Source organism: Komagataeibacter sp. FNDCR2 (assembly GCF_021295395.1).
Taxonomy (GTDB): domain Bacteria; phylum Pseudomonadota; class Alphaproteobacteria; order Acetobacterales; family Acetobacteraceae; genus Komagataeibacter.
Window position 1 is genome coordinate 109,858 of sequence record NZ_JAIWOU010000001.1, and the last position, 12,242, is coordinate 122,099.

Annotated in this window: 9 protein-coding genes and 1 pseudogene; all 10 read left to right on the forward strand. The window is 60.8% G+C overall.

The window, feature by feature from the left end; translation table 11 throughout:
- Window positions 1–205: 205 nt before the first annotated feature.
- Window positions 206–1,922, forward strand: a pseudogene (locus tag LDL28_RS00580) (relaxase/mobilization nuclease domain-containing protein).
- A 769-nt stretch (window positions 1,923–2,691) separates the two neighbouring features.
- The gene (locus LDL28_RS00585; protein WP_233056724.1) at window positions 2,692–3,384 is read left to right on the forward strand and encodes a hypothetical protein; all 693 of its coding nucleotides are present in this window, start codon (window positions 2,692–2,694) and stop codon (window positions 3,382–3,384) included.
- Window positions 3,385–3,551: 167 nt separating this feature from the next.
- The gene (locus LDL28_RS00590) at window positions 3,552–4,457 is read left to right on the forward strand and encodes a DUF2726 domain-containing protein (RefSeq protein ID WP_233056725.1); all 906 of its coding nucleotides are present in this window, start codon (window positions 3,552–3,554) and stop codon (window positions 4,455–4,457) included.
- Window positions 4,458–4,787: 330 nt separating this feature from the next.
- Window positions 4,788–6,788 carry a conjugal transfer protein TraG gene (locus LDL28_RS00595; protein WP_233056726.1) on the forward strand — a complete coding sequence of 667 codons (2,001 nt, stop codon included), beginning with the start codon at window positions 4,788–4,790 and terminating at the stop codon, window positions 6,786–6,788.
- A gap of 7 nt (window positions 6,789–6,795) precedes the next feature.
- A complete protein-coding gene (locus LDL28_RS00600) occupies window positions 6,796–7,242 on the forward strand; it encodes a ribbon-helix-helix protein, CopG family (RefSeq protein WP_233056727.1) in 447 nt (148 codons plus the stop codon).
- A gap of 194 nt (window positions 7,243–7,436) precedes the next feature.
- Window positions 7,437–8,393, forward strand: coding sequence for a P-type conjugative transfer ATPase TrbB (gene trbB, locus LDL28_RS00605; RefSeq protein ID WP_370636353.1), 957 nt, complete (start codon window positions 7,437–7,439; stop codon window positions 8,391–8,393).
- On the forward strand, window positions 8,390–8,758 hold the full coding sequence (locus LDL28_RS00610) for a TrbC/VirB2 family protein (protein ID WP_233056729.1): 369 nt from the start codon (window positions 8,390–8,392) through the stop codon (window positions 8,756–8,758). The genes trbB and LDL28_RS00610 overlap by 4 nt, the downstream gene beginning before the upstream one ends.
- Window positions 8,758–9,036 carry a VirB3 family type IV secretion system protein gene (locus tag LDL28_RS00615; RefSeq protein WP_233056730.1) on the forward strand — a complete coding sequence of 93 codons (279 nt, stop codon included), beginning with the start codon at window positions 8,758–8,760 and terminating at the stop codon, window positions 9,034–9,036. Before LDL28_RS00610 ends, LDL28_RS00615 begins: the two co-directional genes overlap by 1 nt.
- Before the next feature lie 12 nt (window positions 9,037–9,048).
- On the forward strand, window positions 9,049–11,466 hold the full coding sequence (trbE, locus tag LDL28_RS00620) for a conjugal transfer protein TrbE (RefSeq protein ID WP_233056731.1): 2,418 nt from the start codon (window positions 9,049–9,051) through the stop codon (window positions 11,464–11,466).
- The gene (gene trbJ, locus LDL28_RS00625; protein ID WP_233056732.1) at window positions 11,463–12,242 is read left to right on the forward strand and encodes a P-type conjugative transfer protein TrbJ; all 780 of its coding nucleotides are present in this window, start codon (window positions 11,463–11,465) and stop codon (window positions 12,240–12,242) included. Before trbE ends, trbJ begins: the two co-directional genes overlap by 4 nt.

A 12,242-nucleotide genomic window follows, 5' to 3' on the forward strand; every position in this document is an offset into this window, starting at 1 on the left:
GGGGTGTGTGCTGGCGGGGAAGAATGGGCGCTCTGGGGCTTGGAGAATGAGAGGCGAGATAAAAGGGCGCACATTGCGCCTCGGTTGGAGTGTTGGTTTTCCTGCGTTTTTTCGTTCTCCCAACAATGTTCTGCTCCTTCCGGCAATGTTTGCCGCCCCTGTTTTCCCTTGTTGCTCCGGGCTTTTTCGCACATTGGAGGGTCCGATGGCGCGCGAGAATGACTTCCAGCCCCGTCTGGGTCGTATCCGCTCGCCGCGTGCCCAGCGGCTCAAGCCCTTCGTCGCCCAGGCCCTCGCTTCGGCCCAGCGTGCCGGTGGCTTCCGATCAGGCCGCAGTGGCGGTTCCCGCTCGTCTTTCGGGCGTGGCCGTGTCGCGGCAGCCAAGGCCAATCGCCTGCTGACCAGCCGTGCCCGGCGCGTGACCGTCAAGGCCCGTGTCGTCCGCCACAGCGGGCGCAAGGCGCCACTAGCTGCCCATCTGCGCTACCTGCGCCGGGAAGGGGTGACGAAGGACGGTGAGAAGGCGCGGCTCTTCGGTCCCGGCATCGACGATGCCGACCCGAAGGCCTTCGCCGAGCGCTGCGAGGACGACCGTCACCATTTCCGTTTCATCGTCTCGCCGGAGGACGCGCCGGACATGGCTGACCTCAAGGGCTATACCCGCGAACTGGTCGGGCAGATGGAAAAAGACCTCGGCACGACGCTGGACTGGGTGGGGGTGGACCACTGGAACACCCGGCACCCTCATGTCCACATCCTCGTGCGCGGCGTGGCCGAGGATGGCAGCGATCTCGTGATCTCCCGCGATTACATCCGCGAGGGCTTGCGCTCCCGCGCCAGGATCTGGCGACGCAGGAGCTCGGGCTGCGTAATGACGTCGAAATCCATCGCGCCCTCGAACGCCAGGTCGATCCCGAGCACTGGACCCAGCTTGACCGGCAACTGGCCCGCGATGCGGGCCGCAACGGCGTCATCGACATGGCGCCGGCGCCAGATCGGCAGCCTGATCCGTTCGAGGCCCTGAAGGTCGGGCGCTTGCGCTGTCTGGAGGGGCTTGGTCTCGCCCATCAGGTCGGACAGGGACAATGGATGCTGGATGAGTCCGCCGAGGCGACGTTGCGCGAACTCGGGGAGCGTGGCGACATCATCAAGCGCATCCACCGATCGCTGACCGAGCGTGGGATCGAGCGGAGCACGTCGAGCTATGTACTGGCCGGCGAAAGCCTCGACGTCCCCGTCATTGGCAGGCTGGTTGATCGTGGTCTGGACGATGAACTGAAAGGCACGGCCTATGCGGTCATCGACGGCGTGGATGGCCGTACGCATCATATCCGTTTTCCGGATCTCGACGCGACCGGTGATGGTAGTACGGGGGCGATCGTGGAACTTCGTGCCTTCGATGACAGGAAGGGGCAGCGTCGTGTTGCGCTGGCTGTTCGTTCCGACCTGGCGATCGAGGATCAGGTGACCGCGCGCGGGGCGACCTGGCTCGACCGGCAGGCGGTGGCGCGCGATCCTGTTGCATTGGGCCAGGCAGGCTTTGGCGCCGAGGTGCGTGCGGCGATGGAGCAGCGGGCGGAGCAGCTGTTGCCGAACGTCAGACGCAGCGGGTGGTTCTGGCGCGCAACCTGATCGGGACGCTCAGGGACTGCGAGGTCCAGGAAGTCGGAGAGCGGCTGGCCGTCGAGACGGGACGGACGTTCAGCCAGTCGGCTTCAGGTGAGTATGTGACGGGTACCTATCGCCAGCGCATGGTGCTGGCGTCGGGTCGCTATGCGATGATTGATGACGGGCTTCAGTTCCAGCTCGTGCCTTGGACGCCATCGCTGGAAAAGCAGCGTGAACGGCATGTGTCCGGGGTTGCGCGCGGTGATGGCGGGATCGACTGGAGTTTCACCCGCAATCGGGGGCTGGGTTTGTGAACCGATTTTCCGTCAAGTCGGCTGGCATTTCCGTAATTCGAGCGGTCGGGCCCCGACAGGGCAAGTTCATGCCAACGATGAGGTTCGATTAGGGGATGCCTAAGGACCGGTATGATGGAAAGTTGGTGCGGCCGGATCAACGAACAGTCCGGTTTGTAGGAGTGTTTCAGTAACTGGCGACTGGTTGTTATGGATCAGTAAGAGACGGCGTGGCTAGACTGGAATCTTGCAGCTGTTCCTCGCCTCCAGCGCTCAGTTGCTTGCCTATTGGCGCGATGCGTTACGAACCTACGGAGTGTTTCTTGCGAGCAGTTCGCCGGGGGATCAGGAGGAACCACCCTTGACAATCCCGTACCGCGATACCCGGGATACCGCGACACCCTGATACCCCGATACCTTGTGATACCCACAATTATATACCAAAACATTGAAAAACCGTCATAATATACCATACACGCGGCATAAAAAATCCGACTCAACATACGAGTTGGCATATAAAACCCATCTACATATTCCACAACGCCATATTAATGGGCCACTCGATCGCAAATTCCGGAACTACGCACTCGACTCCGAGACCAGGCTATGAGATAAGTTAGCCATCGTGAGGATCGGGCGACTAGCTGGCATTCACCCCCAGCCATATCGCCATGGTGCCGACTTTCTCGGGGTATCGGCGCCGGGTCGAGTAGCGAAGGAGCAGGCTTTCAAACCCGGTTCCTGGGCTCGGGGTCCAAACTCGAGCCCCTTTTCATATTTGGAAACGATTATGGCCAAGAAGAAAAACGCCGTTCTGGAACGACAACTGCAGGTCCGCTCCAAATTGTGGCCCGATGTGACCGACGCGATGCTCTGGGGCGGCGAGAACGCTCAGGGCTTTTCTATGGTTCCGCGCCTGATGCCGCTGATGATGAGCATTATGGACGACCTAGCTGGCAAGGGATTTCCCGTTGGACAAACTTACCTAGAATTGTGGTGCCGACTTCGGGAAGAACGCTTCTTAACGCTCAACCGGCCGGAAGAAATGGCTTTTCATGCGGGCTTCTCCGGGCAACGCGCACTTCGAACCTGGAAGGACCGAGTTAGGCGGTTAGCTGACCTAGGGTTCATTGACGTTCAGGATGGTCCGCTCGGCGACCTATCCTACGCTATTTTTGTTAATCCATATCATGTGTTAAAACGTCATTTCCTTTCCGGAAAAATCAACTCAGCCAAATGGCAGGCTCTTGTAATTCGCGCACTCGAAATTGGCGCCTATGATCTGGATGAGATCGACGAATACGGAAAATTAGTGGTGGACGATCACAAAGAAACCGATACCGAAGACCAGGAACAAAAAGTTGACGCTACTGAGCAGACCGAAACTGCCAAGGTAGGCGCTGAGAAGCACTCCGGCCGGTATCGTTTGCGTAAGAAGCACAGAGCACGCGCAGCCAAGCAGACTGAGAAAACTACGGAGTAGGCCCGTTCACCGGGATTACGGCAGGGGCAACGTAAGCTGTGTATCCATTCCTTCTTTCTCCGCCAAAGAGGGACGTGGGCTTTCTAAATGATAAAAGCCAGTCTTAACGTGATATAATTGAATGTCGGCATTTGCAAAACAGAACCGCCAATAAGGTCGGGGACCGAATGATCAAGCTAAAAAAGATTTTGAACTATCCGGAGGAAGCGACATATCGTGAGCTCCAAAAGCTATCGACGGAATACGGCTATAATGTACACGTGAAAATTAGACTTGCAGATGTTCTGCCCATTGAAGGAAGTGGCATCGATCACGCGCACTACAGTTTCGCCCTCAAGTCACATTTCGACTTTCTCATTTGCAATACAGAGCAAGACCCGATTTTTGCTGTGGAGTTTGATGGCCCGAGCCATAAAGGGCCAGTTCAAATATCACGCGATAAAAAAAAGGATGCACTCACCAAACACTTCGAATTGCCGTTACTACGCATTAAAACTAGTCATTTACTCAAGAAATACAATAAGGCAAGTCTTCTGCGATGGATTATCTCGTCCTGGGAGCTTCAAAGGGAGTTTAACGCGGCACAGGAACGAGGTGAAATTCCAATTGATGAGGATTTCGACCCCATCATGGTCTGGCATTCAGGTAAGACTCTTGAAGAGGTCCACCCACATTGGCTCGCGCTACAGCCACGCCTTCATATCGACAGGCTCTACAAGGAAGGGCGTTTGCCTGTCCGGAATACCTGCGCCGTCACATTTACCGATGAGCAAGGACACAGCCGGGGCATAGAATGGATCGATGTCTCGCCTGGCCAAGTCATTTGCGTCGAAAGCGCAATGCGAGAACAGCAGTTCCCACTATATCTAGGCGACTTGTTCCGCGAAATTCTGACGGTACTTTTGCACGAGAAACTTATGATTTTCCTAAGCACTGGTGTTGGTACGGTTGCTCCAGAAGCTGTGTCCGCTCGACTTCAGGAAATGAGAAGTCGATACAGTTTTTCGGGAAGCTTCGGAGGGAATACATCTGTAAATTTCTCTTTTACGCTTGGTGGGGAGCACCCAAAATGAACTATCAACTCAAAGCGCGATTCGGACGCACTAGAGCATTCTTTCTCAATCTGCTTCATATCCAGCGGCGGTGAAGGTCGGCGTTGAGGGATAGATTGACCGGCCGTTGCGGGGCTGTCCCGTCGTAGGGCGTGGTGCTGATGGCAGTGCCAGCCATTTTTCGACTCCTCATACGCATGCCATGCGCATGACCAGATCATGTGGAGGGGCACCGCATGGTGCAAGTATTTTTTCGCTCCTAACCGACTGGGTGCGATCGGGGCAACAATGCGCTTGCGTCCTTTGAAATGACGGCTGTCCGCTGTTTCTCCGATGGATCGGAGAGTGCAGATGGACCAGCCCGGAACACGTATTCAATGGGGACAGGTTGCGCTGGTTCTGTCCATGATCGTCCTGTCCTGGTGGGCGGCGACTGAATGGACGGCATGGGAACTGGCCTTTCAGCCTGAACTCGGTCGGCCCTGGTTCGTGCTCTTCCGCCGCTGGCCGGTCTATGCGCCGCCGCTGTTTTTCTGGTGGTGGTACGTCTTCGATGCCTATGCCCCGGCTGTGTTCGCGCGCGGCGCCTGGATCGCAGGCTCAGGCGGCGTGCTGGCCTTCGCCGCTGCCGTGGCCATGTCCGTTCATCGTGCCCGCGAGGTCAAGAAGATCGAGACCTATGGTTCGGCGCGCTGGGCAGGACCGGCTGAAATCGCCCAGGCCGGGCTGCTTGACCCGGACGGGGTGGTGCTGGGCCGGTATGGCAAAGCCTACCTGCGGCATGATGGACCGGAGCATGTCCTGACGTTCGCACCGACCCGCAGCGGCAAGGGTGTCGGCATGGTCATTCCCACACTCCTGACCTGGCCCGGTTCGGCGATCGTCCATGACATCAAGGGTGAGAACTGGGAGCTGACGGCGGGATTTCGCTCTCGTTTCGGGCGCGTCGTGCTGTTCGATCCAACCAATGCGACCTCGGCTGCCTATAACCCGCTGCTGGAGATCCGACGAGGAGAATGGGAGGTTCGGGACGCCCAGAACGTCGCCGACATCCTCGTGGACCCGGAAGGTAGTCTGGAGAAGCGCAACCACTGGGAGAAGACCTCGCACTCCCTGCTGGTCGGTGCCATCCTGCACGTCCTCTATGCCGAGCCCGACAAGACCTTGGCCGGTGTCGCCAATTTCCTGTCGGACCCGAAGCGTCCGATCGCCACAACGCTGTCGGCGATGATGCGAACGAAGCATCTTGGCGATGCCGGCGCGCATCCCGTCGTGGCTTCGGCCGCGCGCGAATTGCTGAACAAGTCTCCCAACGAGCGGTCGGGTGTGCTGTCCACCGCCATGTCCTTCCTCGGCCTCTATCGCGATCCCGTGGTTGCGGAGGTGACGCGGCGCTGCGAATGGCGGATATCTGACATCGTCGATGGTGATCGCCCGGTGACGCTCTATCTGACCGTGCCGCCATCGGATATCAGCCGGACCAAGCCGCTGATCCGGCTGGTGCTGAACCAGATTGGCCGTCGATTGACGGAAGACCTGGAGGCTGCGGCACAGCGACGCCGGCTCCTGCTGATGCTCGACGAATTCCCGGCCCTCGGGCGGCTGGATTTCTTTGAATCGGCGCTGGCCTTCATGGCGGGCTACCGGATCAAAAGCTTCCTGATCGCCCAGTCTCTCAACCAGATCGAACGGGCTTATGGGCCGAACAATTCGATCCTCGACAACTGCCATGTCCGGGTGAGCTTCGCCACCAACGATGAGCGGACCGCGAAACGTGTCTCGGACGCGCTCGGCACCGCCACGGAGATGAAGGCGATGAAGAACTATGCCGGGCACCGGCTTTCGCCCTGGCTGGGCCATCTGATGGTTTCGCGCTCGGAGACGGCACGCCCGCTGCTGACGGCGGGAGAAGTCATGCAGCTCCCGCCAGCGGACGAGATCGTCATGGTCTCCGGGCTGTATCCGATCCGCGCGAAGAAGGCCCGCTATTTCGAGGATGCCCGCTTTCAGGAGCGCATTCTGCCGCCGCCGAAGCCCATGCGTCCGACGGAGGGATGCCCGGACGACTGGAGCAGTCGTCCACTCCCACCCAGACCGCCAGCGCCAGATGCGGCGACTCAAACGCAGATGATGGACGATGAGGAAGAAGATCCGAACCAGTCCGCCCGACGCCGTCAGCCGGAACTGGGTGAAGGCACTGTCGAAAAGAAGGAGCCGATGGAGAACGAGTTCACGCCTGATCCGGTCGATGAATTCGACGACATCGCGCCCCGCAACAACCGGATGAACGATCTCATGCGCGGCGTCGCCCGGCAGGCATCGCTCGACCGTGGCGATGAACTTGGACTGTGAGGCAGATATGGTAATGCCGAAAAAGAAAGCTCAGATCTCCGTCTATCTCGACCCCGAGGTGATGAAGACTTTGTCCGCCTATGCGGCGCGACGCGCACAGTCGATGTCGCTGATCGTCGAGGCCGCTGTCGCCTCCTTCCTTTCGCCCGATGGGGAGGAGCGCCGCGAGGCTGCCACATCGAAGCGCCTCGACCGGCAGGACCGGCGCCTCGCGCGGCTGGAGCGTGATATTGGCATCACGGTGGAGACCCTGGCGCTGTTCATCCGCTTCTGGCTGACCACGACCCCGCCGCTACCCGAACCGGCGGCGAAGGCAGCGCGCGCGCAGGCCGGGGCACGTTACGATAATTTTGTCGCCGCCCTCGGTCGCAGGCTGGCCCAGGGACCGAGACTCCTGCAGGAAATCCCGGAGGATGTTTTGGACCCCGGCGCACCGGATGAACCGGAGGCATAAAATCCGCACCTCGCAAGTATTTTTGCCCTGCGTTTTGCTGCCGTCCTACGACGCCTGAATTCCTGTTGAAACGCGCTGTTTCCAGCCTTTCTTAATGGTCCCCGTCGCTGTTCGTCCGTCGCGTTGGGCCCATACGGGGGAAGGTCATGTCGGTTTCCGTCATCCATGAAGGGGTCAGGGTGCGCGGCACGTCCATGCTGCGCACGGCGATGGGACCGGCGATTGCCCGGCATCTCGCTGATCCTACCGTGGTCGAGGTCATGCTCAATCCCGATGGGCGGTTGTGGATCGACCGTCTGTCCGAGGGGCTGGGCGATACCGGCGACAGGGTTGCGCCGGCCGATGCCGAGCGCATCGTGCGTCTCGTGGCCCACCATGTCGGGGCGGAGGTACATGAGGGTGCACCCCGTGTCTCGGCCGAGTTGCCAACCGGCGAACGGTTCGAGGGGTTGCTGCCGCCCGTGGTGACGGCTCCGAGTTTTGCCATCCGCAAGCCCGCCGTGGCCGTGTTCACCCTCGATGACTATGTCAAAGCCGGGATCATGACCGATGCCCAGGCAGATTTCCTGCGTCATGCGGTCTCGGACAGGAAGAATATCCTAGTCGTAGGCGGGACCAGCACCGGCAAGACCACGCTGGTCAACGCCCTGCTGGCCGAGGTGGCTAAAACCGGTGACCGCATCGTGCTGATTGAGGACACGCGCGAACTGCAATGCATGGCACCCAATCTCATTGCCCTGCGCACCCGCGAAGGTGTCATCACACTGTCGGACCTTGTCCGCTCCGGTCTCCGTCTGCGTCCTGACCGTATTCCCATCGGTGAGGTGCGTGGAGCCGAAGCGCTCGATCTGGTCAAGGCATGGGGCACCGGCCATCCCGGCGGCATCGGTACACTACATGCCGGGTCGGTGCTGGCGGCCCTATATCGTCTGGAACAGCTGATCCAGGAGGCGGTGGTGACAGTGCCACGCGCCATGATCGCCGAAACCATCGACGTCATCGCCGTGCTTTCGGGGCGCGGCAATTCCCGCCGCCTGTCCGACCTGGCCGAAATTGACGGCCTCGATCCCGTGACGGGCGCCTATCGCATCCGTCCGGTCAGCCTCTCTTCTCCCGAAATATCCATCTCTGCCAATGGAGAGTCATCATGATGCCGCCTTCACGTCTGCGCGCCATCGTGTGCGCTGTCGCACGTCCTGACCGGCATATGCCGGATATGCGTGTATTCGGAACCTCCATGCTGCTGTCGCTTGTTTTCGCATCATCGGCATGGGCGTCAGGATCCAGCATGCCATGGGAAACACCCCTGAACGAGATCCTGGAATCCGTGCAGGGACCGGTGGCCAAGATCATCTCGGTCATCATCATCACGGTCACGGGGCTGACCCTGGCCTTTGGGGAAACATCCGGCGGGTTCCGCCGCCTGATCCAGATTGTCTTTGGACTCAGCATCGCTTTTGCGGCGTCCAGCTTCTTCCTGTCGTTCTTCTCCTTCTCTGGCGGAGCGCTGATCTGATGGCCGTCGGATATGAGGATGACGCGGTGCCGGGCTTTCATGTCCCGGTGCATAGCTCGCTGACCGACCCGATCCTGCTGGGGGGCGCGCCGCGTGCTGTAGCCATCGCTAACGGCACGCTGGCGGCGGCGATCGCGCTCGGCCTGCGGCTGTGGCTGATCGGCGCCGTCTTCTGGATCGCCGGTCATGGGCTCGCGGTGTGGGGGGCGAAGCGCGATCCGCTGTTCATTGAGGTCGGACGGCGGCATCTCCGCTATCCCGCCTGGCTCCGGGCTTAAGGAGGATCGGCCATGATGTCCCTTGGGGAATATCGCAACCGTGCTGCCCTCCTGTCGGATTTCCTGCCCTGGGCCGCGCTGGTCGAAACAGGTGTCGTCCTCAATAAGGACGGCAGTTTCCAGCGCACGGCGCGCATCTGTGGCCCCGATCTGGACAGCGCCACGCCCGCTGAACTGGTTGGGGTCACCGCGCGCCTGAACAATGCCCTGCGGCGTCTGGGCTCAGGCTGGGCCGTGTTCGTCGAGGCACAGCGCGTCCCGGCAACAGTGTACCCCGAGAGCGATTTCCCCGATGCCGCCAGTCAGATGGTCGATCTGGAACGACGCGAGGCGTTCGAGGACGAGGGGGCACATTTCGAGAGCCGGTATTTTCTCACCCTGGTCTGGCTGCCACCGGCTGAATCGTCCGATCGGGCGGCGCGGTTCCTCTTTGAGGGGCCGGACCCGCACGGCATGCTGCATGCATTCGTCGATCGCACGGACCGGATGCTGGCCCTGCTCGACGGGTTCATGCCCGAAGTCACCTGGCTGAATGACGGCGAGACGCTCACCTACCTGCATTCCACGATTTCGAACCGCAGCCAGCGCGTGCGGATGCCGGAAATCCCGATGCACCTCGATGCCCTGCTGGTGGATCAGTCGCTGGCGGGTGCTCTGGAACCCAAACTCGGTGATGCGTATCTGAAAACCCTGACGATCACCGGTTTCCCGTCGCGGACCTTCCCCGGAATCCTCGACGACCTGAACCGGCTGGCCATGCCCTATCGCTGGTCCACCCGTGCGATCCTGCTGGACAAGACGGATGCGACGAAGGTGCTGACGAAAATCCGTCGGCAGTCGTTCGCCAAGCGGAAATCGATCGCGGTGATCGTCCGGGAAGTGATGACCAACGAGGCGTCGGTGCTCGTGGACAATGACGCTGCCAACAAGGCCGCGGATGCCGATCTGGCCTTGCAGTCTCTCGGAGCTGACGATGTCGGGCAGGCGTATCTCACCGCGACCATCACAGTCTGGGATGGTTCCGCCTCCATCGCGGCCGAGAAGCTCCGGCTAGTCGAAAAGATCATCCAGGGCCGCGACTTCACTTGCATGGCGGAGAGCCTCAACGCGGTGGAGGCGTGGCTCGGCTCCTTGCCCGGTCATGTCTACGCCAATGTCCGCCAGCCGCCTGTTTCAACCCTGAATCTGGCGCATATGATTCCTCTGTCCGCCGTGTGGGCTGGGCCGGAACAGGATGGCCATTTCCGTGCTTCCCCCCTTTTCTACGGCAAGACGGCGGGCGCCACGCCATTCCGGTTCAGCCTTCACGTCGGGGATGTCGGTCACACGCTGATCGCAGGACCGACCGGGGCAGGTAAATCCGTGCTGCTGGCACTGATGGCACTCCAGTTCCGCCGCTATCCGGGATCTCAGGTCTTCGCCTTCGATTTCGGCGGCTCGATGCGGGCGGCGACGCTCGGCATGGGCGGAGACTGGCACGATCTCGGGGGCGGACTGACCGACGAGGATGATGGGCAGCCCGCCATGTCACTCCAGCCGCTGGCAAAGATCGACGATGCCGACGAGCGCAAATGGGCCTCAGAATGGCTGGGGCAGATTCTCGTGGGTGAGGGCGTGGCACTGACGCCGGACGTGAAATCCCATCTCTGGTCTTCTCTCAACTCCCTCGCGTCATCGCCCGCCCATGAGCGGACCCTGTCCGGACTGGTAGCGCTTCTCCAGTCCAACGCCCTGAAGCAGGCGCTGGTGACCTATTGTCTGGGCGGTCCCTATGGCCGCCTGCTCGATGCGGACGCCGAACGTCTTGGCGACGCGGACGTCGTCATGTTCGAGACTGAGGGGCTGATCGGCTCCGGCGCGGCGTCTTCCGTGCTGTCCTATCTCTTCCACCGCATCGAGGGCCGTCTGGACGGCCGCCCGACCCTGCTGGTGATTGATGAGGGCTGGTTGGTCCTGGACGATGGCGATTTCGCCGGCCAGCTTCGCGAATGGTTGAAAACCTTGCGCAAAAAGAATGCGTCGGTGATTTTCGCCACGCAATCCCTGTCCGATATCGCCAATTCCCGCATTGCGCCGGCCGTGGTGGAAAGCTGCCCCACGCGGATCTTCCTCCCCAACGAGCGGGCCATCGAGCCGCAGATAGCCACGATTTATCGGGATTTCGGGCTGAATGACCGGCAGATCGCCATCATTGCCCGTGCCGTGTCGAAGCGGGAGTATTATTGCCAGACCCAGCGCGGCAACCGTCTGTTCGAGCTGGGGCTGGGACCGGTGGCGCTCGCCCTGTGCGCGGCATCCGGGAAGGACGATCACAAGCTGATCGATGCAGTGTTGGCGGAACACGGACGTGCCGGATTCCTCACGGCATGGTTCGACGCACGCAGCGTGGCATGGGCTGCGGACCTTCTGCGGGAAGGAGACGTGCCATGACGGAAAAACTCTTCCGGATTCATGCAATACTTTTCCGTCGTATGGGACTGTTCGCATCCGTCACGGCGCCGGCCGTTGGTGCCTGCGTCAGTTCGGTGCAATCCGCCCATGCGCAATGGGCGGTCTATGACGGGGCTGCGCATGTCCAGACCGTGCTGATCGCGGCGCGGGAATTGCAGCAGATCGACAACCAGATCACGTCTCTCGCCAATCAGGCGCAGATGTTGGTCAACCAGGCGAAGAATCTCGCCCTGTTGCCCTTGTCGACATTGTCGACGCTGCAATCAACGATTTCCCAGACTACCGCGCTACTCGCGCAGGCGCAGAACATTGCCTACAGCGTCACCTCGGTCGAGCAGCAGTACCAGCAGTCCTACACGTCCGTCTCCTTGGGGATGTCCGACAGTGCCCTGTTCAGCCAGGCCCAGACCCGCTGGCAGAATTCCGTCGGCGGGTTCGAGGATGCCCTGAAGATGCAGGCCCGTGCCGTCGGCAATATCCCGTCCGACAGCAGCGCCATGACCCAGCTCGTCTCAGCAAGCCAGAGTTCGAGCGGCGCGCTCCAGGCGGCGCAGGCCGGCAACCAGCTTCTGGCCCTGCAATCCCGGCAGCTCTCGGACGTGGTTGCCGTGCTGTCGGCCAACGGACGGGCACAAGACCTCGACCGGGCGCGTGAGGCGGCGGCCGAGGCAGAAGGCCAGGCGCAATACGAACATTTCGCACAGCATGACGCCTACGTGCCGGGCGCTGTCTCCGTCTTCAATGACGGGAACTGA